Source organism: Thalassotalea fonticola (genome assembly GCF_032911225.1).
Classification (GTDB): Bacteria; Pseudomonadota; Gammaproteobacteria; order Enterobacterales; family Alteromonadaceae; genus Thalassotalea_A; species Thalassotalea_A fonticola.
The window spans coordinates 2,953,696-2,980,413 of record NZ_CP136600.1; the positions used below are offsets into that span (position 1 = coordinate 2,953,696).

Genomic DNA, 26,718 nt, shown 5'->3' on the forward strand with positions numbered 1-26,718 from the left:
AACCTAAACGTTAAGTTAGAACTGCCAACATTTATAACAAAATCACCACTGCCAGCACAAATAACAGTGGTGATTTAAACATGTTGACTCAACTAATTTTAGTTATCTATTCATCTTCATCATCTTCGCTAATGATTTCAAAACAACCTTCTGTGGCAGATTTATTACCATTTTCATCGCGTACTAAAATTTCAAATTTAAATTCTTCGGCCAATTCAAAATACTCTTCAGGAAATTCAAATTCAGTAACATCAGGCGGTAATAATGTACTAGAATCTATCTCTAATTCATCATCATCTTCACCTACTTCAGTTTCGATAACGACTTCGTAATACACGGGATTAACATCACCGGCTATGCCTAAAGTTGCGTGTGAACTCATGACTTCCCCCCAACTGATGGTCACTTCTTCCTCGGCTAGACCTTCCAACTCAACACAAACAAGTTCATCTTCAGCATCGAATTCAGCTGGAGGCATCTCTATGGTCTCATCACATTCATGTTTATCATGTGGGCCCATTCCGTTGCCGCTATGACACGGTACTTCGTATGACAACATAATGTCTGCTGGCGCAGCAGGAATAACATGAGATAAATCAACTTCTCCCTCAATCATGGCGCCTCCTAAAGTCATACCTTCTACTATGTATGTGCCCTCAGGAAATCGGTTAAAAAAGTCCATAGGATCAAGGTCATCAAATGTTGGCTCTGCCGATTCAAAAAAAAGCTCTGTAAGGCCTTGTTCCTGAAGATTGTTATAAATACTCAAATCCAGTAAAACGTCATCATCAGAAGTCAATATTTTTAACACTTTCCATTCTTCACCATCAAATTTACCATGAATACCTAAATCGCCATCAGTATCATTAAGTTCAAAAAATAGTTCCATTTCTTCAAGTTCGACAGCCCACGACAGCGGAGTCATCAACATCGCAGAAATAACTGCTGCGACCACTGTTTTAAGTAAAGTTTTCATCATCATTCTCCTAAACATAACTGTGTAAGTGTTAGCGACGATTTTCCAACAGCTCAATATAGCAACCCCCGCCGATAAGCTATTACTTGCAGTAATACTTCGCTCTAGTTAATAAGCTTAAGTAAGGAAGTTAATCTAAACCTTGCCCAATGATTACCATTTGGTTAACAAACAAAAAAAATCTAATTTTTGTTGTGTTATTAGCTATGCTGATACAAAGATAATTAAAACAGCAATTCGGTAATTTTATAGATATGTTCTACACTCTTTATTAGTGTGATTAATATTCAATAAAAATAATTAGTTAGGTGTCAATGAAAGCCTTCTCCAAGATACTTTTAAGTTTACTCTTTACGCTAATTATTTGCGGACAAGTTTATGCAGAAAATATTGAAGTAGATGGTGAGTTGGAAGAGTCTATTTGGCAGAATGCTACTGTAATTGAAGGCTTTAAAATAACCCATCCGTTATCTTTAGCCACACCTCCTAATCAAACCCAAGTGCTAGTAGCTTCTGATGAAATGGGAATTTACATTGGTTTTATTAATTATCAGCAAGACAACGAAAGCATAGTTTCAAACTCATTAAATGATGCTGATATTAACACCGATTATAACGAAGTGATCATTGATTTTGACGCCCAGGGCATCAGAGCCTATGGTTTTAAGGTGAGTCGAACCGGCGCAATTCAAGACTCTATTTGGAGTGATGAGAATCGTGAATCAACTGACTGGAACGGTGAGTGGCAACACGGTGTTGAAATTGAAGATGATGAAGGGTTTTGGTCTACTGAAATATTCATCCCCTGGTCAATTGCTGCCATGGTATCCACCGATAAGAGCAGCAGAATTGTTAATTTATATTTTTCTCGTTTTCATCAGGGGAAAAATATGCGCTTTTCATTCCCTGCGATTGAGCGCACGCAGAAAACCTTTGTTGGCAATTTTCAGTCGCAACAATTAGTGTTCAAAGAATCTTCAAAATTAGACTTTTTCCCATATGTCGCCTACAACCGAGACTTAGAACATCATAAAGACGACGAACGTTTTGGCGCTGACTTATTTTGGAAAATATCTTCATCACAACAATTAAACTTCACTTTGAATCCAGATTTTGGCCAAGTAGAATCAGATGAACTTGTGGTTAATTTCAGTGAAGTGGAAACGTTTTTCAGTGAAAAGCGGCCTTTCTTTCGAGAAAACCATGATGTATTCGATATGCAGGGCCCCGAAAACTTAATTCTGGTTCATACTCCCCGCATTGGCGGTGAAGCTGATGACGAGGACATAACGTCAACGGATATCGACGGTGCAGGTCGATATACTTATATAGGTAAAAGGTTCGATATTGGCCTGTTTTCAGCATTTGAAGAAGATACTAACTTTGCCGATGGCCGAGAATATTTTGCCGCTCGAATTCAGTATAAAAAAGATGATTTTCGCCTTGGCTTACTGCAAACCCACACTGAACGTCCAGTATTCGATCGACAATCTGATGTCACGGCGTTTGATTTTCAGTGGGAAGTAATAGATGAACTCCAACTTTCAGGCCAATTTATTAGCACCAACATTGAACAAAACCTGATTGAGGAGACTAGCCTCACTGATTATGATGACGATGGCTGGTGGCTGGGTATTGAATGGGAACCAAGCGAGCAGACCAGCCATGAACTTGCAATTATTGACTATGGCCGCTTTTTAGATCTTTCTGACTTTGGTTTTGTCGAGCGAGTCAATCGCCAAAAGCTACAATATGAAGGAAGTTATGAGTGGACACAGCTAAGTAATAACCTTAGAGATATCGAGTGGGAATGGCTTTATCAATATAATGAAAACGAACAAGATGACGATTTACCGAGCGAAGTTGAAACTGAATTAATTGTAAACTTTAATGAATCTGATGCTATTGAACTAGAGCTGGAATATCGTGAAGAAGGCATTCATGACACCATTACTAGAGGTAATAATCCAGTATTAGCACCTGAATTTTATAAGGCCGGGATCAAATATATCTCCGAGCAAAATAATTTTTTCACCTATGAAATAAGTTATGCAACAGGTGAAGATTACCTTGCCGGAGATTTTTACGAAATCGAGTTTATTCCAATTTTTCAAATCAATGATAATGCCGATTTATCATTTGAATTTGAATGGATAGACAATGACAGCTGGCTTATATGGGATGAAGAAAACGTACTGGAAGAATTCAAGCGAGAAGAATTGTCTATTGCGTTAAATATCAATGCCGTATTTTCTGAGCGTCATGAATTAAGATTGAAAATTGAGTCCGTTGCTCTTGAGGCGGTAGCCATTAATGAGTATGAAGCTGAATTTGACGGGGCATTAACCTTGGGCGATGAGCCACCGGATAGTTTCAGTTTAAGTGAATTTGCCGCGCAAGTTCGCTATCGCTATGAAATTAGCGCATTGTCCGAACTGTACATTGTTTATTCTCGTGCGGGTGAATTTGAGCAGGAGCGTATCGGCTTTCAAGGATTCGAATTGATGAATAAAAGTATTAATAGAGTAGATGATGAGAATTTTTTAGTAAAAATTAAATTGCATTTATAATGTAATCGATAATGTTCAATGCTCTTTATACCTATAATAGGCTTATAAAACTCAATTTTGGTACAAGTATTGTAGCTCATTTTATTACGAGCTTATTTAAATTGGGTTCGCTTGCAATAGAACCCTAAAACAACTACCTTGCCCTCGAATGCTTTCCACTTCAATTTTACCACCATGAGTTTTTACCACCGCCCTGGCAAAACTTAAGCCCAGTCCACAACCTCTTTGTAATCGAGATTGATCGCAACGGTAAAATCGTTCAAATATTTTACCTTGTTCCTCTTCAGGAATTCCAATACCACTGTCTTTCACTAAAAGGTTTATATGGCTGCCACCATTGCTCAGTTCTACATTTATTTGACCATTTTTGTCTGTATATTTAATCGCATTGTCCAATAAATTAGCGAGCATTCTTTGCAGCTTTTCTTCATCACCCGTCACATAACAACTTTCGATTATATTCATCTTTATGGTGATCAATTTTTCTTCGGCTAGCGGTTGGAATAAATCACAAGCATCATTGATAAGCTTACTAAAATTTACCGCTGTCATGTTGATTGTGGCAGCCCCAGCTTCCATTTCAGCTAAATCCAGTGTGGCATTAATCATGTGAATTAAACGGTCACACTCTTCGATGATATCGGCTGAGGCATCTTTATGCTCCTCAATGGTACTAAGTTGCGACAGTGATGTTTCAGCAATCACTCGTATTCTGGCCAAAGGACTACGTAAATCATGAGCAACATTGTCGGTTAGAGCTTTCATTTCTTGTACCAGATCACTGATTCTATCGAGCATGGTATTAAAGGTATTGGCCAACTGTTGTATTTCATCGCCCCACATTTCACCAGATACTCTTTTATCAAGTTCATGTACATCAATATCGTTGGCAATACGGCTTATTTTATTAATTCCTGACACCGCTTTTTTTGACATTAAAAAGCCAACAAACAACGCCATTGGCATGCCAATAAAAAACAATGCAACAATTAGCACCAAAAATAATTCATTAAGCTCTTCGTTCGCTTCTAACGATTCGCCAATATGCACTATATAGTCTTGGTTTATCACACCATACAAGGCGCGGATATCTTCATCAATGTCATCATCTTCATAAATATAAAGCACTGGCTTATCTGCAGCTTTTGCTTGCTCTAATAGCTTGGGATCAGTTTTTAAAGACGGCCATTTACTCAAATTTGTACTAAATAAATTATTGCCTTGATAATCTAACATGCGAATAAATTCAGAATCTGACGCGCCTTCTTCCATCGCTTCTCTGGCTATTTCACTTTTTAAGCCAGCTAAACCTTCAACTTGGAGAATTTGCTGGAACTCTTCAATATCTTCAACCAAGTCCTCATCTAAGCGCGCACTTAAAATTGAATTAAATGCAACAAAAAATATCGCAAAGATCCCGCCAATGAGTAGAGCATACGCTAAGCTATACCATAGAGTTAATCGCGCTGACAGGGTCGAAAACTTAATCATTATGATCCTTTAAAACATATCCTAAGCCTCGCACGGTATGAATTAATTGTTGTTCAAAGCCTTTATCAATTTTATTTCGTAAGTTACTTATACGTGCTTCAACAATGTTGGTTTGTGGATCAAAGTTGTAATCCCAAACTCTCTCCATAATCATGATTTTTGACACTACGTGATTAACATTGCGCATTAAATACTCCAGTAGCGCCAACTCTTTTGGCTGTAAATCAATTTTTTTGTCTTGACGGTGAGCAGTTCTGGCCAATAAATCGATAGTGAGTTCACCAACGGTTAGTGATGTTGATTGGGTATCATGATTTGAACGTCGTAAAAGTGCCTGAACTCTTGCTAATAATTCGGAAAAAGAAAACGGTTTTGTCAGGTAATCATCAGCGCCATCTTGCAACCCCCGCACCTTGTCATCTAATGAACGTTTTGCACTTAGGATAATAATAGGCATTTCAATTTTATTTTCACGTACCCTTTTAATTATTTCTAAGCCATTAAGGTTGGGTAACATGATGTCAAATATGCCTAAATCATAGCTGTTATTTTGCGCCAATTGCCAGCCTTTGCGGCCTTCCTCTGCATGCTCAACCACAAACCCAGCTTGCTTCATACCATTAATAACGAAGTTTGCTATGGTTAGGTCGTCTTCAATCAAAAGTATTTTCATGTTTGCGTATTGTTAACCGTGATTGACTGCATTCTATTTTTAAGCATAGCCTTTCTATGTTTATTTGTAATATTTTCAGCCGCTTCCTTACCAAATGGTAATAAATAATTAAACGATCAATAAAGCCAGTAACTTAAGTAAATTACTGGCTTTATAATCTTTATAAAATCGCTTAAAAATTAAGGACGGGTATACTGCTGTGGTTTTTCGTTATCAATTTTTAGGTAACGATCACGCAGTTTAGTTTGACGTGATTCAAGAGGTACTTCTTCACCATTGATAATCACATTTGTTGGTGCATGCATTACTTCCAGCGGATCGCCAGACCATATTACAACATCAGCTTGCATTCCTGCTTTTATACTACCCACCTGTTTGTCGATACCGTAAATTTTTGCCGGGGCTGTAGTTAGTGAAGCAAGGCCTGCTTGCCAAGGCAAACCGTTTGCTACAGCATTACCCGCATGTTGAGGAGCAAGGCGAATGTTATGAGTATTCATCCCAATTGCGATATTTACACCGGCATCATTTAAACGTGCAGCGTTCGCTAAGGTAGCGCCGTTTTGCTCAAAGGTATAAGGTAAATTAGACTCAGGATTTAATATTACCGACATCCCGGCAGCAGCAATTTCATCAGCAACTCGCCAAGCCTCGCTAGCACCTACTAAAGTGACATTTAAACGCTTAAAATTATCCGTCATTTTGATGATACGACGAATATCACTGGCACGGTGGATTTGAACTAATAGTGGCATTTCCCCTTTAACTACTGGAATTAAAGCCTGAACATTCGCTTTACTTAAAGTACCATGCCATTCAGTTTGTGGAGTAAAATTAATACTTTGCGCATAAATTGCTTCGTTTAAGGCATTACGAAAATCTACCCATAAAGCCGCTCTGCTGCCACCACTGACATCTGCACCACTATTCGATAAATCGATAGACATAAACGCCCGTTTTTTCATCACCGGATCAGCATCATCGCCTAAAGTAATTACAGCGCCACGACCTTTGTAGATTGAATCGGTATTGCCCACTGAAGTCGCCGCACTAGTAATACCTTCTATGCGTGAAATATTTATTAATGTGCTATCAGGGTTAACCGCTAGACTAGCATCTAAAGCGGCATGTAATTTGGACTTAGCAACGCTTGCATCGTTGGTGCCTGCCCAAGAAGAAACTTCAACTAAACCTAGAGAGGTAAATGCGCCAATAAAGCCTGGAGTAACCACTTTGCCTTTTGCATCAATAACACGATAACTGGCATCAGTAGACACCTCTTGCGAGATCACTTTACTTATTTTGCCATCTTCAATTAGTACAGTGGCATTTTCAATCGCGCCTTGCTCAGTCATGGTATGAACAGTGCCACCAATAATAGCTATTTTTTCAGCTTGTGCACCCGCACTGAAAGTAAGTGCCGTGATTGTTGCTATTGCGGTTAACGTTAATTTGCTCATTTGCGATCTCCTTCAGCCACTTGTCCTAATTCATAATCACTTACCGCCCATGTTTCTGGCTTGTTGCGATCAAATGCGACACCACCATCGATGAAGACCATTTCAGCTTGTGAGTAAGTTGAGAAAGGCTCAGCACTCCATATTACAATATCAGCATTTTTGCCCATTTCAATTGAGCCGGTTTGATCAAAAATCCCTAATGATTTAGCCGGATTTGCTGTTAACCAAGTCCAAGCATCGGCTTTGCTAAAATTGATACCAGCACGTTGGCCATCAGATAAAGCTTTGGCGGCTTCTTGGTTCAACCGCTGGATACCTTGGTCACTATCTGAATGCACTATTGCACAAGCTTTAGCGTTAGCTACCATAGGTATGTTTTCACGAATGCCGTCATAGGCTTCCATTTTAAAGCCCCACCAATCGGCCCACATAGCAGAACAAACATTGTTTTCAGCTAATTTATCTGCAATTTTGTAAGCTTCAACGGCGTGTTGGAAAGAAGCAATTTGATAATTAAATTCTTTCATGACATCCATCATGGAGCCCATATCATCAGCACGATAACAATGCATATGCACTAATATATCACCGCGTAGTACACCGGCCAAGGTGTCTAAATTCAAGTCACGTTTTGGCGCTTTGGCATCTTTGCCTGCATCATAGTCTTTCTTGTATTTATCCCATGAGCGCTGGTAGTTTTGCGCATCAGCCCAAGCTTGACGATAACCAGCAACATTACCCATACGGGTCATTGGCCCACCTTTCTTACCATAAACACGTTTTGGATTTTCACCACACGCCATTTTCATACCGTATGGTGCATCTGGAAATTTCATGTCTTGTATAACACGGTTCGGTAAGTTTTTAACGGTAACACCGCGGCCACCAATTAAATTACCTGAACCAGGTAAAATTTGCATTGCAGTGACACCGCCGGCTAATGCTCGGCGAAAGCCAGGGTCTTGCGGCCAAAGTGAATGTTCAGCCCAAACAGCTGCAGTCACTGGTTTAACCATCTCATTACCATCAGCATGAGAGCCGGTATCTGGAGTAGCATAGACCCCTAAATGACTATGAACGTCAATAATTCCAGGTGTTAGCCATTTACCTTTGCCATCAATAACGTTGGCATCATCGGCCGGCGTTGGTAATTTATTGCCAACGGCTTTTATCTTACCGTTTTCCAATAGCACAGAAGTGTTTTCAATTAAGTTACCAAGTCCATCATAAACATTCACATTTTTAATCAGCGTTGGCACACTTGTTAATGCTTTATAAGTACTCGGGAATGGGTCTTTGTTTATTTCAACAAAGGGAGACTGAGCTGTTTTCGCCTTATCACCGCCACAACCAACTAAGGTAGCAGCCGCTACTAAGCTAAAACCTGTTAACAGGACTTTATTTAGTGTTTTCATAGCTTCACTTTTATTTTTAATAATTTTATAAATAATCGCATTTACTCTAGCAGTGGATCCCATTAATGTCATGGTAACTTAACGTAAATATTTGTTTAACCAACTTAACTTACCTACTAAAAATTATTACTTTTTAGCAGTATAAGTACCATCAAAGAGAGTTTTCCAAGAAACGCCAGCATTATTGCTTTGTTGCCAATGTTGTCTTACTTTATTGTTTTCTAATTTACTCCAAGTTATTTTTTGTAATAACTTTGTACCTTTGCTATCAACAATAACTCCTGTTAACACCATGGCATTATCAATAAACTCACCATTGAGCTGTAACAATAAACCACTATTATCAGTCCATGATTGGTGCCATCTTTGCTGCTGTTTGTCATAAATATTTAAACTTTTACCTTCATATCCCGATGGTGTTTTATATTCTTCCAAAATAACGCAGCCACCCAATATTTTGGTAATTTTGCTCTCACTCACCTGGTTATTTTCTGGGTTAGTGACCTGCCATTGCCCTAGCCAAAAATCAAATTGTTGATACTCACTACTCGCACAACTTTCTTTTGCTTGCAGGTTAAATGTGAATAGCAGCAGGCTAAATACGCTAATTATCAGTGATTTCATAAAGTCTTCTCTCATTTTTATAGTATTGAGCCTAAACTTGAATGGTAAATAATTCAAATTAATGATGCTTGCAGGTATAATACCGACAAACAAATACTCGTATAAGATTATGAAATATAAGGATCTACGCGATTTTATTGCTCAGTTAGAAAAAATTGGCCAGTTAAAACGTATTAAACAACCCATATCAACTAATTTAGCTATGACTGAAATTAGCGATCGCACGTTGCGCGCAGAAGGTCCGGCTTTGCTATTTGAAAACGCAATCGGTTACGACATGCCGGTGCTTACTAATTTATTTGGTACGCCTGAACGTGTTGCATTAGCGATGGGACAAAAGGATGTTAGCGAACTTCGTGACGTTGGCAAGCTCTTGGCCATGTTAAAAGAGCCTGAGCCGCCAAAAGGCTTTAAAGATGCTTTTGATAAGTTGCCGGTATTTAAGCAAGTATTAAATATGCCAACTAAGCGTTTGAAAAAAGCGCACTGTCAGGAGGTGATCATATCTGGCGACGAAGTAGATTTAACCAAGTTACCAATCCAAACTTGCTGGCCAGGTGATGTTGCTCCTCTTATTACTTGGGGCTTAACAGTCACACGAGGTCCTGAAAAAGAACGTCAGAATCTAGGAATTTACCGCCAGCAATTACTTGGTCCAAACAAAATTATCATGCGTTGGTTATCACATCGCGGCGGCGCGCTGGATTTTGAAGACTTTAAAAATAAATTTCCTGGTGAGAAGTACCCTGTTTCAGTCGCTCTTGGTGCCGATCCGGCAACAACATTAGGCGCCGTAACCCCAGTGCCTGACTCTTTGTCTGAATATGCCTTTGCAGGCCTGCTCCGTGGCAGTAAGACCGAAGTCGTTAAAAGCATCAGTAACGATTTAGAAGTACCTGCTACCGCAGAGATTATTCTTGAAGGTTATTTAGATCCAGATGAAATAGCTCCGGAAGGCCCTTATGGTGATCATACTGGTTATTATAATGAAGTTGATAACTTTCCAGTAATGACGGTTACTCATATTACGCATCGTAAAGATCCAATTTACCACAGTACCTATACAGGCCGTCCGCCTGATGAACCAGCAATACTCGGTGTGGCCTTAAATGAAGTATTTGTGCCTATTATCCAAAAGCAATTCCCTGAAATTGTGGATTTTTATTTACCGCCTGAAGGTTGTTCTTATCGTATGGCAGTAGTCACCATGAAGAAACAATACCCTGGTCATGCAAAACGTGTGATGATGGGCGTTTGGTCGTTTTTACGACAGTTTATGTACACCAAGTTTGTTATTGTTTGCGATGACGATGTAAATGCCCGTGATTGGAAAGATGTAATTTGGGCTATGACTACTCGAATGGATCCGGCTAGAGATACTGTATTAGTAGAGAATACCCCGATTGATTATTTAGATTTTGCTTCACCAGTTTCAGGCCTAGGTTCAAAAATGGGTATGGATGCCACCAATAAATGGCCTGGTGAAACAACCCGGGAATGGGGTGAACCAATCACTATGACCGATGAAATTAAACAGCATGTGGACGAAATTTGGGACGAATTAAACATTTTCGGACTAAACTTAGATCATAACGAACCACAAAATTAATAGACCAACTTAAGAAATAAATAATGAATACCATTAGTTGCCAAGTGCAATCATTAACCCCGTTAACTGACAATGTTTTTCAAGTGTTGTTAAAGCCAGAGCAGAACGTGAGTTTTGCTGCAGGTCAGTACCTAAACTTTGTCATGAGTAGCGATGATAAACGTCCATTTTCAATTGCTTCAAGTCCAGATTGTGAGCTAATTGAGTTACAAATTGGTGCATTTGCTGCCGACAGTTGGGCTATGCAAGTAATTGATCATGTAAGAAACAACAAAAACGTTACTATTGAAATGCCGGGCGGACACGCGCAGCTTCGCACAGAAAGCCTACGACCAATTATTCTTTTAGCTGGTGGTACAGGTTTTTCTTATATCAAATCTATTCTTAGCGATTTAGTGAAGCGTAAAGTACAACAACCGGTACTAGTGTATTGGGGTCTTCGAGATCCAAGTGCCTGTTATCAGTTAGATGAAACTCAGGCAATGGTTGAACAACTAGCACATGGCCAGTTTATGCCGGTAGTTGAAACTCCTAATGATAACTGGCAAGGGCGGGTAGGTAAGGTTCATGAGCCTTTATTACATGATGTGATCAGCCTAGAGCCGTACGATATTTATATGGCTGGTCGTTTTGATATGGTTGGTTTTTTACGAAGCGAATTTATTGAACACGGCGGCATTAAAGAACATATGTATGCGGATGCATTTGCGTTTATCTAGGTCATTACTGGTTTGCACTCCTGCATCGCTGAAGTTACAAACCTAAAACCTTCCCTGGTGGTTTGCATTCCTTCGTCCCTGAAGTTACAAACCTAAAAACCTTCCCTGGTGGTTTGCATTCCTTCGTCCCTGAAGTAAAAAAACCGCTCACAATTGTGAGCGGTTACTCAAAATCGAGTAATATTGGTTGGAACTAAACAATAGAGTCTTTCCACGATTTTCATGAGGAGAAACTATACTTATGGGTAGTGGCCAAGGACTTTAAAAGTCTAAACGGTAGCCTACTAAAATTGTATCAGTTGCTTCATATACTTGTTCTGCTTCATCACCCCAGGCGCTGTATTCAGCATAGAAAGTACCCGCTTTATGATGATAAATGACATCTAAGATCACTTGGCTAGTATCAACCGTAAGGCCACTTGGCGAGTCCATTGAGACATCAGCGTAGGTAGCTTGTATCTGCCATTCGTTAATTTTGTAACCGGCATAAACTTCATAAATTTCTTCTTCAACAATTTCACCACTTGGGTTTAATCCTTCGTAAAAACGCATATCGCTAGAGTCTTGATAACGCGCAGCCAGGCTTAATTGTTCGTGATTGTAAGCAACCTGAACAGCATCAACCTTGTTATCGCCTACCATACCGGTTAAATCATAACGAGAAGCCGACACAGTAATATCCGCAATAGTATATTTAGCGGCAAAGTTGTAGCCAACAATGCTTTCACTTTCTGTACCGGCAGCATTAGATTTAACATCACCGTTATTGGTGACTGCCATTATCGCAGCTTGAAAGCCTGCCATATTTGGCGTCATATAAGTGATGGCACGATCTGGACGTAAATATTCGATATAATGACCATTGCCTGCGGCATCTACTGCCCATAAACCATACCTATGGGTATGACAAATAACCCCAGCAGATTCATTAGTACAACCGGCCGATTGATCAATATCAGAGAAGATATCAATTGCATTGTCGGTGAAATTCCAGTGTGGTGAATATTGCTTACCAATTAGAAATGAACCAAAATCCCCTTCCAGTCCAACGTTGGCAAGACGTGCTCTGTCATCATCTCCAGCAAAAGAGCCATCGTCAGTAAACAGACGAAACTCAAAATTATAAGTTGCTTTGATCCCATCCAAGATTTCGGTACTACCATAAGCACCTATACGAGAATAGTTATCTTTATATTCAACTTCGCCATCTTTGGTGTCTTGTAGCTGCACGCGAATGCTGCCATACCAATTAAATAATTCGCTATTCGCTTGTGCTAGCGTTGGCGTTAACATTGTTGCCACTAAGGCTATGCTCGTGCTTAATTTCATAATAGTACCCTTCAAATAAAACCGTAATTACATCGTATTTTTATATCGACAGCCAAAATGTTCTGCGTTATCGATATTCGACTTAAAACTAAATTTGTTATTGTTAATATTCGATAATGATAATAAGAAGGTGAGAGAATATTGTGAAATCAGTTAACTTAATCGGTTAATAAGTGGTTCTTATTTTAGTAATTCTACATTTAGATTAACATCTTGTTTACAAATGATATTTTGATGATTTACAGACAACTAAAAACGATAAAAAACGGCTGTATTTGCGGATATTAGTAAGTCTTATCCAACAGTAAATCATTCTAATTAGACGTCTTATAAGCAAACATGGATAATTGACTTCCTATGCGCTGAAATAGCACTTTAATACCAATTTGGTATACAGCAACGGTAAATTCACTATGTTCAATGATCCCAACCTCCTTATAATTGCCATAGTGGCTGTCACATTGGGCGCGGCGCTACAAAGCTTGGCCGGGTTTGGTATTGGAGTGATAGCTGCGCCGATTTTAGTGATGATAGATCCTGCATTTATTCCGGCGCCAATCCTGATGATGGGATTAGTATTGTCGCTGTTAAACACCATTCACTATCGCCAACAATTAAAGTTTGGCAATATTGGCGTTGCTTTATTAGGTCGTATTACCGGCTCCTTATTGGCAGTAATGTTATTATTATTATTGCCGCCAGTATTTTTTACGCTATGCTTTGCCTTATTTATTATGCTGTGTGTGTTCTTAAGCTACAGTCACTTTCACATCAAGTATTCGCCACGAAATTTATTAATTGGTGGATTTTTTTCCGGGCTGGCGGGTACCACAACTTCGGTAGGTGGCCCGCCGATAGCAATGGTCTACCAAAATAGTGAACTCAACTCTACGCGGGCCGAACTTGGCTTATTTTTTCTTATCGCAACCCTTATATCACTCACCTTATTGCTCATTTCGGGAAATTTCAGTTATTATCAACTGCAGCTTACTCTGCCATTGTTACCGGCAATATTTCTTGGCTTTGGCATATCATTGTGGTTAGGTAAGCGCTTCAAGCCGCATTACCTAAAACCTGCTATAGCCTTACTTTCATTAACTTCCAGCGCCATTATCGTAATGCAGTTAGTCAATGATTTATAAGTCTAGCTTTATCATTTAAGACGATAAGTTATTCTTTTCCCCGCCTGCCGGGTAAAATTCCACTGTGCTTTTTACATCCGGATCAGTCGTTTTCGAGGATTCTGCATAGTCGATACGAGGATCCAGGTCAATTGCCGAAGAAATCGCTGTTCCTTGCATGACAAAGTTTTCCTGTTCAACCACCGGTAATGCCCTACGTTTGACCATACGGTAGATCACGAACCCGGCTAATAAAAGTTGAATTATTGCCAGAAAATAAAATAATGACGTATTACCAAAAGTTTTCATCACGACTGATGCTGCATAAGGACCAATAATTCCGCCAAAAGCAAACGCCAGAATCATACAGCCCATCGCCGCCGCCATTTCATTCTGACGTAGCCGGTCAAATGCCTCGGAAATGCTTAATGGATAGGTACAGGCAATTATGCCACTAGTAATGGCGGTGACTAAAAATAGCACGGGTGTCATGTTAAGAGGCGCCAGTATAGTTACCGCAACATCTGCCAGCGCAGAGATAAACAGCAGCAGCAGTAATACTGATCGACGATCATAGCGATCCGATAAATAGCCGACCGGAAATTGTAAAATAAAGGCACCAAAAATGGCAGCTCCCATGTAGAGAGAAAGTTGGAATTCAACAATGCTATATTCTTTGGCAAAAACAGGTAGCAGGTTGAATATTGAAGCGTAGATCACGCCAGAAACAAAGCAACTTACCACCCCCAAAGGAGACGTTTTAAACAAGGTTGATAATGACATTGAACTAACTTCATCCATTATCGGACCCGAATGACTGCTTAAGACAATAGGGATCACTGCAGCACAGAGGATAATACCAGCGATAACAAATAGTGTAGGCTGTTGTGGATCGGCCAGGTTCATAAAAAACTGACCAGCAAACAACCCACTTAACACCACGGCATTATAGACCGCAAGTATTTTTCCTCGAGTTTTCTTAGTTGAACTGTGGCTAAGCCAGCTTTCCATCGCCGTAAAAGCACAGGCATTACAAAATCCGAGAATTATCCTCATAGCCCCTAATAACAGCGATTCAGGATAAAGACTACAAACCAGTATGCTGACCGCCCCCAGTGCAACACAGCCGGCAAACATCCGCACATGTCCGGCGCGCCTGATCAGGTTGATACTGTATATCGCACCGAGTAACAAGCCAACAAAATAAAGCGATAGCACCATGCCAATAGTATCAGTACCAGCACCATCCAAGCCCATGCGCACCGGCAACAGAACATTAATTAAACCATTGCCTAAAAGAAGAATAAAACAACTGCTAAACAAGGCAAATAACGAGAACAAGGTTTTATGCATAAATAGAAGCCTAAAATGGTTTGAATACCAAGACCTATGAATTTTTGAATTGGTATAATCAATAAAATAAAAAAAGCCAGCACAAGGCCAGCTTATTGATTTCCACAGTAATAACATAGCAACTTACGACGCTAAAATATCATTTTACTTAAGTACTGGGTTTGCTACACGGTATTACGGCACAGCGGCATAAGCCACAACTTCACACAGCATTTCTTCCCGTGCAAGGCCGGCAACAATCATTGCAGCACGGTTTGGATATGGTGCCTGAAAATATTCAGCATAGACTTTATTAAAAACAGCTAACTGAGAGCGTTCGGTCACATAAATCAACACTTGAGTTACGTCATCCATAGTTAGCTCAGCAGCTTCAATAGTGTGTTTGAAGTTGTCCATGGTTTGGCGAGCTTGTGCTTCAATGCCGCCATCAACAACCTTGCCTTCTGCGTCAATTGGAATTTGCGCCGTCGACAAAGTGCCATTGGCAATAATGGCCCACTCCAGCGGTGCTTTCGAGGCAAATAATTCTGTTTTTACAGGGGTTTTCATATTCGTTTCTACTCTATTAAGGTAATTATAAATAATGGGGTAAGTAGCCACGTTCGTGGCTACTTTTGGCTAAATCAGCTTATAACCCTTGTTCTTTAGCCATTTTTATGGCGATTTGCGGCGCTGTCCATAAGGATGGCAGTAACACTAATGATACTGGAACGGCTGTCACTACGATAAAGGATTGCAGTGCAGAAATACCACCAGAACCAATTGAAATTAACAGTGCTGCCATAACACCCATCATAATCCCCCAAAATACTCTAATTGAAGCTTGTGGGTGATCGGTACCTGTCATCACCATAGAGACCGAATAAGTCATCGAATCACCTGTGGTAGCCACAAATATGGTGGTAAGGATTAAGAATAATACTGAAATCAAGAAGCCCATTGGTAACTGTTCGGTAATCGCTAACAACGCCGCGGGTAAATTGAAACCGGTAAATGGTTCTGAAATGACACCAGGAGTTGCCAATTCAAAAAACAAACCTGAACCGCCGACAATGGTAAACCAGAAACAAGTAATAATTGGCGCAACAATAGATATTAATAACACCATTTCACGAATCGTACGGCCGCGAGAAATACGTGCAACAAACATAGCCATTAATGGACCATAACCTAAGAACCAGCCCCAAAAAAATACTGTCCACCAGTCTAACCAACCAGTACTGGCCCTAAAAGTCGCCATGGGAATGAATTCATTAAGATAAATGCCAAAAGAATGTAAATAGCTATCGATTATAAAGGCCGTTGGTCCCATTAATAGAATGAATAGCATTAACACTACCGCCAAGATCACATTGAAACGGCTCAGTATTTGAATGCCTTTAGTTACACCACTCACTGCAGATAAGGTATAGATACAGATCAAGCCAAATAAAATGGCTACTTGAGTAACATATGTGTCAGGAATGCCGAACAGTTTTTCTAAACCAAAGCTCATTTGCAAACCAAGAAAACCAATCGGTCCTACAGTTCCGGCAACAACAGCCAGAACACAGCATGAATCAACAATTGCACCAAACGCGCCAGTCATTACACGATCACCAAACACTGGGTATAGCAAAGTGCGAGGCTTCAGTGGCAGTCCTTTCTCGTAGTGCAAGTACATGAATACAATGCCGGTTAAACTACCAAGAATGGCCCAGGCCAAGAATCCCCAGTGCATAAAGCTTTGTGCCAAAGCATTATACGCCGCATCAGTTGTACCTGTTTCACCACCAAATAACGGTGGCGGCGAAGTAAAGTGTGCCATTGGCTCAGCTGCAGCCCAGAATACACCGCCACCAGCAAGCAGCGTACACATGATGATACAAATCCATTTAAAGGTGGTAATTTCAGGAGTTTTTAAACCACCTAAAACCACAGAACCGGTACGACCAACAGCAAGAAATATACCTATGACAAAAGTCAGAAGTAATAGTACCTGCCAGTAGGCGCCAAATATTTTAGTGGATGCGGCAAAAGCTGTATTTACCCAGCCAGACATCATCTCAATGTCATAAAGCGCCAATATGGCAAATAACACCAGTACCCCGCCGCTGATTAAAAACACCGGCATATCGACACCTTCAAATAATTTACTTTTTGGCATTTCGACACCCCTATCGCTTACGATCTCTTGTGTTGCACTATTCATTTTACACTCCCATCAGATTAATTCTGCTTATTATGTGTTAAAGAATCCTTTTGATATGGCTACAGTTTGGGCTGTAGCGCATCATCCAGAAAATTCAGCCAGTTTAATCCCATAATTTTGGCTACTTCGTTATCACTAAACCCTCGTGTTTGCAGGCCTTTGGTGATATTTGGAAAATCACGACTATCTTTAAACCAGGACAAAGATCTTGGCCAATCGGCATCCGACTTAGAGCCCTCGCCATAATCCATGTCTTTTGACCAACGGCCATTACGCATCCACTCAAGAATGGAAACCGGTTGTTCCTGACACAAATCGGTACCAATACCGATATGGTCAATGCCCATCAAGTCGGCGGTATTTGCCACCATGTCGCAAAATTCGTTCAAACTACAATCCGGGCCATTTTTAAGATGGAATGGGTATAAACTAAAACCCAAAAGTCCACCGGATTCTCCTAACGCTTTCAATACAGTGTCTGATTTGTTGCGTTTGGCAGCATGAAAACTACTAGGGTTGGCGTGTGAAATAACGATAGGACGTTCTGATATTTCTATCGCTTCAAGCGTGCTGCGTTCGGCGCTGTGACTCATATCAACCACCATGCCGACACGGTTCATCTCTTTAATCACCTGACGACCAAAACGGGTTACGCCACTATCAACTGCTTCATAACAACCACTTGCTAACAAGCTTTGGTTGTTATAAGTCAATTGCATGATCATCAGGTTTAGCTCACGCATTACCTCAACCATGCCAATATCATCTTCGATTGCAGAACAATTTTGCGCACCAAACATGATGCCAACTTTGCCGAGCTGTTTGGCAAGGCGAATATCGTCAGCACTTTTAACCGGCATGATCAAATCACTGTTCATTTCAAAGTGGCGATTCCATTCACTGATCCGTAATAACGTTTCACGGATCTGCTCGTGGTAAACAATGGTTACATGAACCATAGTTACGCCGCCTTGTCGAAGTTGTTCAAAAATAGTCCGGTTCCAATTGGAGTACTGCAGACCATCTATAACAATTAAATCGTTATGCATAACAACACCCTCCGTTACGCGCGGATGTATGTGGTTTTTACCACGGTATAAAATTCTTTTGCGTAGGTTCCTTGCTCACGCGAACCGAAGCTTGATTCTTTACGGCCGCCAAAAGGTACGTGATAGTCAGTGCCAGCTGTTGGTAAGTTAACCATCACACAACCGGTTTGAGCACGACGTTTAAAGTCTGTTGCATACTTCAATGACTGAGTACAAATACCACCGGTTAAGCCATAATTGGTATCGTTCAGGGTAGCTAGCGCTTCTTCATAATCTTTTACTTTAATCACACAAGCGATAGGCGCAAAGGCTTCTTCACGGTTAATAGTCATATCGTTTGTGGTTTCAGTAAACAATGCAGGCTGTAAATAATAACCTTCTGTTTCTTCAGTGATCACTTCACCACCAATCAGCAGCTTGCCACCTTCATTTTTAGCAACCTCAAGATACTTAAGGTTTTGTTCCATTTGACGACCATCAGCAACCGCACCAATGTGTACACCTTCTTTTAACGGATGACCAACAACCAGTTGCTTCATTCGTTCTACGACGGCATCAACAAAGCGATCATGGATGCCTTCGGTAACAATTAATCGTGAAGAGGCTGTACATTTTTGTCCGGTACCAAAAAAGGCACCACCAACGGCACACTCAACTGCATTGTCTAAATCGGCGTCATCAAGTACAACCAAGGCATTTTTACTGCCCATTTCCAACTGACATTTCACCAAGTTAACTGCAGTAGCTGCTGCAACTTTTCGACCAGTCTCTAAAGAACCGGTAAATGTTAAGGCGTTAATCTTGCGAGAGTTAATTAATAAATCACCAACTTCAGCACCAGGCCCCATTACCAGGTTAAACGTACCGGCAGGCAATCCTTGACGAGAAATGATTTCTGTAAGAGCCCAGGCACTTGCTGGTACCTGATTAGCAGGTTTAAATACGATGGCATTACCGTATGCTAGTGCCGGTGCAATTTTCCATGCGCCAGTTGCCGTTGGAAAATTCCATGGGGTAATAATACCTACCACACCAACCGGCTCTCTACGGGTTTCAATTTCAACACCTGGGCGCACAGAGTCCGCGGTTTCACCCATTTGACGTAACACTTCTGCTGCGTAATAGTGGAAGAATTGACCTGAACGATAGGTTTCACCAACACCTTCAGCGAAAGTTTTGCCTTCTTCGCGTGCCAGTAATTTACCTAATTCATCTTTACGGGCAATAAGCTCATCACCAATTGCCATTAACACAGAATAACGTTGTTCTAGGCCACTTTTTTGCCATTCAAGCTGGCCTTTTACTGCAGCATCAATCGCCGCTTCGGCCTGTGCTTTATCAGCTTGTGCATAATGACCGATAGTATCGCTTAAATCTGCTGGGCTAATATTCGCTATTGCGCTAACACCTTCTACCCACTCACCTGCGATGTAATTTGAAAAAATTGATTCCGACATAAATACCTCCATAAAGTAATTGGACTCATTATAGGAAGCATGCTTTAATAATAAAAATTAATAATTGATATCTTTCGATAAGGAACACTTATCATGCTACCTGAATTTAAAATTGCTCAGCTAAGACACTTCGTCTGGGTCGCTGAATTAAAAGGGTTTCACAATGCTGCCGAGAAAGCTTGCCGTACCCAACCAGCAATTTCTTTATCAATAAGAGATCTGGAAAATAAATTAGGAACCAAGGTATTTGAAAAACGAAATGCTAAAACCACGATGACCGAACTGACTCCATTTGGTAAACATTTTTTACCTAAGGCAAAAGAATTAATCGCTCATCATGACAGTATTTCTCAGGACATGGCTTTGCTGCGTGAACATAAAGCCGGTCATTTACGCCTAGCTTCAGTGCCATCAATTGCCTGCAGAATGTTGCCAGAATTATTATCAAAATTTGCCGAAAATTTGCCAGAATTGCATATCAGTTTTTACGATGATAACTCAGAGGCAGTGTTAAGAAAGGTAGAGAAACAGCAAGTTGATATTGGTATTTCCAGCTTACCGCTTGGACACGAACATGCTGATATTTTATTCACGCCAATTTGGCAAGATCAGATCGGCGTAGTTTGTCGTAATGATCATCCGCTGGCAGATGCCGCTGAGGTGCACTGGAAAGAATTGCGTAAACGGCGTTTGATCAGTAACGGCACTTCACGCTTACTTGAAGACACCGAAGCCGAGCCCCTGCTGGGCGATTCACAATTCTATATTTCCAATATGCTGTCGTTAACTGCAATGCTTGAAGCCGGGCTGGGGATCACCACGTTACCTTGGTTTGCATTTCCGCAAGAGAGTACAAAGCTGCGCTTTATTCCACTAAGTGCGCCAAAAGTACTGCGCCAAATAGGTATTGTACAACTTAAGAATAAATCACTATCGCCAGCGGCTCAGGCTCTTGCAGATTTTATTATTGAACAAAATAGTAATGAACAGGAGTCTAGTTAAGACAGTATAAAAGGTAATATGAACCAGTCGATAAACTGGTTAAACCTTTAGTTGTAACCGCGTACATAACACGATGTGATCACATCGCTGTAGTTAGTTTCATAAGTCGATTTTAGTTTTTGTTCGACGACAAGTTTTATCTGACTGTTAGTTTTGCTGACAGCCATCTCTTCTCGCTCTGAACGACTATGGCTTGTGCAGTTACTATCATTGGCTATTGAATTCATGATCTACCTCTTTTCTGTTACTAATCCCCCCTATAATAGTAAGTAAGCTCATATAATAAAAATTAATTAAAAATATCTTTTGATAAATATTGCTTATCTAAATCGTTAAGCCTAAAAAACGCCATAGGAGACAACATAGATTCGATCAATATTTATCCTAAAATATATTCCACAATAAAACAAAGGTTATATAAGAGCATTTAAATCATATAGTTATCAGCACTTAATAAATTTTACTTATCAGCTGATAGACCTTTCTGACTTGTATGAAATGATGTTTTAGGTCAAATATATTAGCACTTTTAAGTGACCGGCTGTTTTGCTTGTCACTTGTTTTGATAAGCAAATACTCAATTTGCTAGTCTCTGAATATAACCAATGATTAACTATCATTGTGAAAGCGAATTCAGACACTAGAATTTGTATAGCACAAAGGAGCATTAGAATGACTACACATGCCGCTATCCATACATCACTATGGGGAGACAATGCATTACCATTACGTCCCGCCGGTCAAGTGATGAACCTGGAACGCTTAGGTGCATATCACCAAAGCCGCCTGAGCTTTATGCGCACCTTGGTTCGCCGTATTTTTCGTGAACGGTGGAGCATTGAACCGGCAATTTTTGAACTGGATAAGGATGGCTACGGTACTGTAGTCTATGAAGTCGATGCCCCTAATGGCATGTTCAGTTTTGTATTATTCTCAGATTATTTATCGGCTGATGAGCGAAATGATCGCGTAATTGCGACAAAATGGGACCTTACCATGGCCCTGGTAGAAGGCAAAGTTGATCGTCAATATGTAGAACAATTACGCCTAAATGTGCCTAAACAGGAAGCTGGTCGTGTTGACTCTAGAGTATTTGTTTTATCACGAGCCAATCGTAGTTCGCGAAACTTTGGTTATGTTGTCGATCAATTAGCTTCAGGACAGCAACCGGATATCAGCAAAATTTCCGAAGTGGGTTACCTCTATCGTACCACCGCAGTCTACGGCAGTGGTAAACTTGGCATGGCCGACTGGGAAAAAGTACATAGCAAACATAAAGACTTTTCCCGCCCATTTGCCGGTGAAATGTTTGTATGCCTGATGTTACGTAACTTCAGTTTATTGCAGGTAGAACATATTGCTCGTCATCGTTCACCAGAAACCTTTGGCGCAATGCAGCCAGAAATAAAGCGTTATTTTGGTATTGGTAATTCCACTGGCTTAGGTATGGCACCATATTTGGTCAATCACCCATTACTGATTAACCAATGGGTTGAGATGCGTGAATTGGCCTTAGCCCGGATCAGAACTTTAGGAGGTATCGACAAGCAAGTGCTCGCAACACTGAACGAACTGATTGAGCGTTCAGCCCAACATACCCTTGAAACCATTACCGAAGACGACTGGCAAACTCAAAATAACAAAGTTGTTATCGAAGATATGACAAAACTGGGGGGCTTCATTGAAACAGGGTTTAACAGTTGGAATGAACTAGTTGCCTTTAGTGAGCAGCAGTGTTCTTTACAAGGTCAGGAAATGCTGGTTTCCATTATGTTGGAAATGCATCCTGAGTTGGTAGATGAATTAGAAGATTTCCATTGTTCAGATGAACAATTAGACCTTGATCCCTTGATGCCTACCTCAGAACTTAAAGACATTATTGAACGTCGTTATGAGTGGGCATTAGCAATCGATTTTGACGCTGAAGGTGCCCGTGAAACTTATTGGTATCGCTCTGAAGAAAAAATGGAACCGCGCCTGGGCAGTGTTGCTGACATTGAAGGTAAAAAGAAACAAATGGCACTAGGTGTCGGTTATGCAGTGCGAAAATGTTATAACCACTTGTCAAACTATATAGAGCAAAATCCTGGTCACACTACCGCTCGATTTATGGTGGCACACCCCAAATTACGCGGCATTGTTCGTCGCATTCAAGGAATGGATCGCTGCATCTACGGCGATATCCAGGCTAATTTACTCGATCGAGATGTGTTACCTATGCATCTACTCCGTTGTAAGCTGGCGTTTTTTGGCGTAAGTAAATTTGATCCACGTTCTCGATTATGGGTACGTAACACCATGTTTCAGGGCGCACCGCTACTGGAAGATATTGGTAAACCGTTTGTTGATGACTGGTTTATGCCATTAGCACCAAAGCAATAAGGAGAGTCCTGTGAATATATCAATGAATGAACTAAAAGCGTCCCTGAAACGATGTTTTGAAGCCAGCGGCTACTTTGTCGGAAATTATGAAGACGCAGCGAGTATGGTGTTGTGGTTAGAAAAGCACGGTCTCAATGGCTTAAATGAACTTAAACATGCATTACCATACGTAGGCGATGATTTTGATAAACCGTTAAGTAATGTAATTTATGAAGATAGTACCTCAGCAATTATCGATGCTCATCATCGCAGCGCGCTCAATTGTATTGCCGCTGCCGTTGATTTGGCTCATGCCAAAGCATTGGAAAGTGGTATCGCTACAGTTACCGTGCATAACTGCCATAATCGCATGTTTATCCTCAAAGCCTTAACAGACAGAGGTCGAGCAGGTATCAGTGCTGCAGCCTATTGGAAAAATGGCAGTACCACGGTTACCGAACACACCGCAGCAATCCGCTCAGGACAACGTTACCCGAGTTACAGCGAAGCCGTGGCGAACTTGTCAAATAATGACGATGACAAACAAGCACTGACGATTATATGTAGCTCGAGAGTCGATTTAACCTCATCCTTGCAAAATGCCAATAGTACGTTTATCAGCCCAAAGCAGGTTGAGAAGAACAAGGAACATACTGTTGAATATGGCGTAGAGATCGATGAAGACGTTTGGGCCGAGATAAACCGTATTGGTACCGGCGTTTTAGTGGAAAACACTGAACGTTCTCGACAAGACGCTGGCGGGCGATAATAAGCTCAAATGCTTTTGATAACTAATAGTTAAGCCTTGCTGAGCAAGGCTTAACTTATAGAGCAAAGGCATGAATATTCTTAATAGCATTCCAGTCGAAAATTCACTTTCAAAGGTTAAACTGCATCAGGTGCAACAGAGCACACTTTCGTTAAGCACAATCCGTCAAACAGGACTATCACTTTTTAGATTTTAGCACCGCCAAATTAAGCGCTTACCTAAGCGTTTCTCCTAAGTATAAAGTAACAAAGCAAGGGAAAAATATGTCTAAACCTAGTAAAAATCAGTCTCCGTACAGATCACCTGCGGGTGGTTGGGGCGCACTAAAAAGTTCTGCTAAGCATTTAATTCTAAGTAGCGATGCAGCGAAAGGGGTTAAGGCGTTACTAAAGGCAAACCAACCTGGAGGTTTTGATTGCCCAGGATGTGCGTGGGGTGATAGTGCTGGTGCCGGAAAAGTTGATTTTTGTGAAAACGGCGTCAAAGCCATTGCCTGGGAAGCTACCAGCAAACGGGTAGAGCAAAATTTCTTTAACCAGTATTCAATTTCTGAGCTTCAACAATGGAACGATCATTCTCTAGAAAGCAGCGGCCGACTTACAGAGCCAATGTTATATGATGGTAGCAGCGATCACTACCAACCGATAAGTTGGCAACAAGCATTTGAGCTGATAGCCAATAATTTGCAGAGACTGGATTCTCCCGATCAAGCATTGTTGTACACATCAGGTCGAGCAAGTAATGAAGCCGCATACCTATATCAGTTGTTCGGTCGAGTGTTCGGTACCAATAACTTTCCTGATTGTTCAAACATGTGCCACGAAGCCTCTGGAGTCGGGATGACAAGCGGCATTGGTACAGGTAAAGGTACGGTAACCATGGAGGACTTTGATCTAGCCGATGCCATCTTCGTATTCGGACAGAATCCCGGAACGAATCACCCACGTATGCTTGCAACTTTACGCAAAGCGAGTAAACGGGGAGCACAGGTAGTCGCGATCAATAACCTAAAAGAGCAAGGCTTGCAAAAGTTTGCCGACCCACAAAGTCCAAAAGAAATGATCCTGTTCTCAAGCACCAATATTAGCCAGCATTACTTTACCCCTCGCCTGGGAGGCGACATGGCAATTCTGCGTGGTATGGCCAAAAGCTTGCTCGAAAAAGCAGAACATGACGACTCGGTATTAGATCATCAATTTATTGCTGAGCACTGCCATGGCTTTAATGAATATCGTAATGCAATCAACACCAGTTCATGGGATAAAATCGTTCAGCAGAGTGGTTTATCTTTTGATGAAATAGAGCAGATGACAAATATTTATATTAATAGCGACAAGGTGATTTTCACCTGGGCTATGGGCATCACACAGCATCGTCACTCAGTGGCAACAGTTCGAGAACTGCTCAATGTTCTGTTATTGAGAGGTAACATAGGTAAATCTGGGGCTGGAGCTTGCCCGGTAAGAGGCCATTCTAATGTTCAAGGCAATCGAACGGTAGGTATTGATGAACAGCCAAGCGCTGAACTCTTAGCGGCCTTAAAAACACGTTACTCCTTTACCCCCCCGCATAACCCTGGTTTGAATACCGTAGATTCGATTCATGCAATGCTGGCTGGTAATGCTAAAGTATTTATCGGCCTAGGTGGCAATTTTGCTGCAGCCACACCAGATACCGAACGTACTTATCAAGCATTACAACAATGCGATTTGACCGTACAAATAAGTACTAAACTTAACCGCAGCCATTTGATAACAGGAAAATGCGCGTTGATATTGCCCTGTCTTGGCCGTACTGAAATCGATAACCAAAGTAGTGGTCCACAAAGCATTACCGTAGAGGATACAATGAGTATGGTCCATAGCTCTATAGGTCAAAACCAGCCGGCATCGCAGCAGCTCAAATCCGAAGTCGCCGTCATTGCCGGCATCGCTAGCGCCACTTTAGGAGAGCAAGTGGTTGATTGGCAAAAGTTGACCAGTGACTACGGATTAATCCGTAATGAAATATCGGCAGTTTTGCCAGACTTTAAAGATTATAATTCGCGAATTCAGGCTGATAGAGGATTCTATCTGCAAAATCCAGCCGCACAACGCCAATGGAATACAAAACAGCAAAAAGCTGTGTTTTCAGCCGCAATGCTACCACAGCAATTAGCCCACGAAATGGTAAAGGCTCAGTATTCCAAATCAATTTTGACCTTACAAACTCTACGCTCTCACGATCAATACAATACCTCTATATATGGTATGAACGATCGATATCGCGGTGTTTACGGTGAGCGACGAGTATTATTCGCCAATAGTGATGATATGGCAAAACAAGGGTTACAAGATGGCGATACGGTAGAAATAACAACTGAAGCAAATGATGGCATTGAACGTAGAGTAAGTAACTTTAAAGTTGTCAGTTACCAAATTCCATCAGGCTGTGTAGCCGGTTATTACCCAGAAACCAATCCATTAGTGCCACTAGAGAGTGTTGCCGATGATTGCGGCACACCAACGTATAAATCAATACCTATAACACTTGCAAAGATAGGATAGTAA

21 protein-coding genes are annotated in these 26,718 nt (G+C 40.9%); 8 read left to right on the forward strand and 13 right to left on the reverse strand.

Annotation, left to right across the window (positions count from 1 at the left end; all coding sequences use genetic code 11):
* Positions 1-106 precede the first annotated feature (106 nt).
* Complete coding sequence (locus RI844_RS11970) at positions 107-976, reverse strand: hypothetical protein (RefSeq protein WP_348394901.1); 870 nt, start codon at positions 974-976, stop codon at positions 107-109.
* 314 nt (positions 977-1,290) lie between these two features.
* Here RI844_RS11970 and RI844_RS11975 point away from each other — a divergent pair, with 314 nt between their 5' ends.
* Positions 1,291-3,546 carry a DUF5916 domain-containing protein gene (locus RI844_RS11975; protein WP_348394902.1) on the forward strand — a complete coding sequence of 752 codons (2,256 nt, stop codon included), beginning with the start codon at positions 1,291-1,293 and terminating at the stop codon, positions 3,544-3,546.
* Between the two features lie 96 nt (positions 3,547-3,642).
* Here RI844_RS11975 and RI844_RS11980 read toward each other — a convergent pair whose 3' ends face one another.
* The 5 genes from RI844_RS11980 to RI844_RS12000 all read right to left on the reverse strand — a co-directional run bounded on the left by RI844_RS11980 (position 3,643) and on the right by RI844_RS12000 (position 9,209).
* Positions 3,643-5,037 carry a sensor histidine kinase gene (locus RI844_RS11980; RefSeq protein ID WP_348394903.1) on the reverse strand — a complete coding sequence of 465 codons (1,395 nt, stop codon included), beginning with the start codon at positions 5,035-5,037 and terminating at the stop codon, positions 3,643-3,645.
* On the reverse strand, positions 5,030-5,710 hold the full coding sequence (locus RI844_RS11985) for a response regulator transcription factor (RefSeq protein ID WP_348394904.1): 681 nt from the start codon (positions 5,708-5,710) through the stop codon (positions 5,030-5,032). The genes RI844_RS11980 and RI844_RS11985 overlap by 8 nt, the downstream gene beginning before the upstream one ends.
* A 179-nt stretch (positions 5,711-5,889) precedes the next feature.
* On the reverse strand, positions 5,890-7,170 hold the full coding sequence (locus RI844_RS11990) for an amidohydrolase family protein (protein ID WP_348394905.1): 1,281 nt from the start codon (positions 7,168-7,170) through the stop codon (positions 5,890-5,892).
* Entirely contained in the window at positions 7,167-8,585 is a 1,419-nt protein-coding gene (locus RI844_RS11995) for an amidohydrolase (RefSeq protein ID WP_348394906.1), read from the reverse strand. Before RI844_RS11995 ends, RI844_RS11990 begins: the two co-directional genes overlap by 4 nt.
* Positions 8,586-8,711: 126 nt before the next feature.
* Positions 8,712-9,209 carry a hypothetical protein gene (locus tag RI844_RS12000; RefSeq protein WP_348394907.1) on the reverse strand — a complete coding sequence of 166 codons (498 nt, stop codon included), beginning with the start codon at positions 9,207-9,209 and terminating at the stop codon, positions 8,712-8,714.
* A gap of 109 nt (positions 9,210-9,318) precedes the next feature.
* Between RI844_RS12000 and ubiD the strand changes: the two genes are divergently transcribed.
* Positions 9,319-10,818, forward strand: a complete 1,500-nt coding sequence (ubiD, locus tag RI844_RS12005; protein ID WP_348394908.1) for a 4-hydroxy-3-polyprenylbenzoate decarboxylase — start codon at positions 9,319-9,321, stop codon at positions 10,816-10,818.
* Positions 10,819-10,841: 23 nt separating this feature from the next.
* Positions 10,842-11,537: an NAD(P)H-flavin reductase gene (gene fre, locus RI844_RS12010; protein ID WP_348394909.1), complete on the forward strand. Its 696-nt coding sequence runs from the start codon at positions 10,842-10,844 to the stop codon at positions 11,535-11,537.
* 261 nt (positions 11,538-11,798) lie between these two features.
* Here the strand turns inward: fre and RI844_RS12015 are convergent, their stop codons facing one another.
* Entirely contained in the window at positions 11,799-12,866 is a 1,068-nt protein-coding gene (locus RI844_RS12015; protein WP_348394910.1) for a porin, read from the reverse strand.
* A 413-nt stretch (positions 12,867-13,279) separates the two neighbouring features.
* On the opposite strand from RI844_RS12015, the gene RI844_RS12020 reads away from it, so the two are divergent.
* Positions 13,280-14,008 (forward strand): sulfite exporter TauE/SafE family protein, encoded by a 729-nt coding sequence (locus RI844_RS12020; RefSeq protein ID WP_348394911.1) that lies wholly within the window; start codon positions 13,280-13,282, stop codon positions 14,006-14,008.
* Between the two features lie 15 nt (positions 14,009-14,023).
* Here the strand turns inward: RI844_RS12020 and RI844_RS12025 are convergent, their stop codons facing one another.
* From RI844_RS12025 to RI844_RS12045, 5 genes are all read right to left on the reverse strand, one after another.
* Positions 14,024-15,340: an MFS transporter gene (locus tag RI844_RS12025; protein WP_348394912.1), complete on the reverse strand. Its 1,317-nt coding sequence runs from the start codon at positions 15,338-15,340 to the stop codon at positions 14,024-14,026.
* A gap of 174 nt (positions 15,341-15,514) precedes the next feature.
* Positions 15,515-15,889: a RidA family protein gene (locus tag RI844_RS12030; RefSeq protein WP_348394913.1), complete on the reverse strand. Its 375-nt coding sequence runs from the start codon at positions 15,887-15,889 to the stop codon at positions 15,515-15,517.
* Positions 15,890-15,968: 79 nt separating this feature from the next.
* A complete protein-coding gene (locus RI844_RS12035) occupies positions 15,969-17,486 on the reverse strand; it encodes a BCCT family transporter (protein WP_348398348.1) in 1,518 nt (505 codons plus the stop codon).
* Positions 17,487-17,590: 104 nt separating this feature from the next.
* Positions 17,591-18,580 carry a dipeptidase gene (locus tag RI844_RS12040; protein ID WP_348394914.1) on the reverse strand — a complete coding sequence of 330 codons (990 nt, stop codon included), beginning with the start codon at positions 18,578-18,580 and terminating at the stop codon, positions 17,591-17,593.
* Positions 18,581-18,594: 14 nt separating this feature from the next.
* Entirely contained in the window at positions 18,595-20,037 is a 1,443-nt protein-coding gene (locus tag RI844_RS12045) for an aldehyde dehydrogenase family protein (RefSeq protein WP_348394915.1), read from the reverse strand.
* 93 nt (positions 20,038-20,130) lie between these two features.
* Here RI844_RS12045 and RI844_RS12050 point away from each other — a divergent pair, with 93 nt between their 5' ends.
* On the forward strand, positions 20,131-21,039 hold the full coding sequence (locus RI844_RS12050; protein WP_348394916.1) for a LysR family transcriptional regulator: 909 nt from the start codon (positions 20,131-20,133) through the stop codon (positions 21,037-21,039).
* Between the two features lie 47 nt (positions 21,040-21,086).
* On the opposite strand, the gene RI844_RS12055 is transcribed toward RI844_RS12050, so the two are convergent.
* Positions 21,087-21,266 (reverse strand): hypothetical protein, encoded by a 180-nt coding sequence (locus RI844_RS12055; RefSeq protein WP_348394917.1) that lies wholly within the window; start codon positions 21,264-21,266, stop codon positions 21,087-21,089.
* A gap of 445 nt (positions 21,267-21,711) precedes the next feature.
* On the opposite strand from RI844_RS12055, the gene RI844_RS12060 reads away from it, so the two are divergent.
* The 3 genes from RI844_RS12060 to RI844_RS12070 all read left to right on the forward strand — a co-directional run bounded on the left by RI844_RS12060 (position 21,712) and on the right by RI844_RS12070 (position 26,715).
* A complete protein-coding gene (locus RI844_RS12060) occupies positions 21,712-23,421 on the forward strand; it encodes a hypothetical protein (protein WP_348394918.1) in 1,710 nt (569 codons plus the stop codon).
* Positions 23,422-23,431: 10 nt separating this feature from the next.
* The gene (locus RI844_RS12065) at positions 23,432-24,169 is read left to right on the forward strand and encodes a DUF3726 domain-containing protein (protein ID WP_348394919.1); all 738 of its coding nucleotides are present in this window, start codon (positions 23,432-23,434) and stop codon (positions 24,167-24,169) included.
* 263 nt (positions 24,170-24,432) lie between these two features.
* Positions 24,433-26,715 (forward strand): FdhF/YdeP family oxidoreductase, encoded by a 2,283-nt coding sequence (locus tag RI844_RS12070; RefSeq protein WP_348394920.1) that lies wholly within the window; start codon positions 24,433-24,435, stop codon positions 26,713-26,715.
* Positions 26,716-26,718 lie beyond the last annotated feature (3 nt).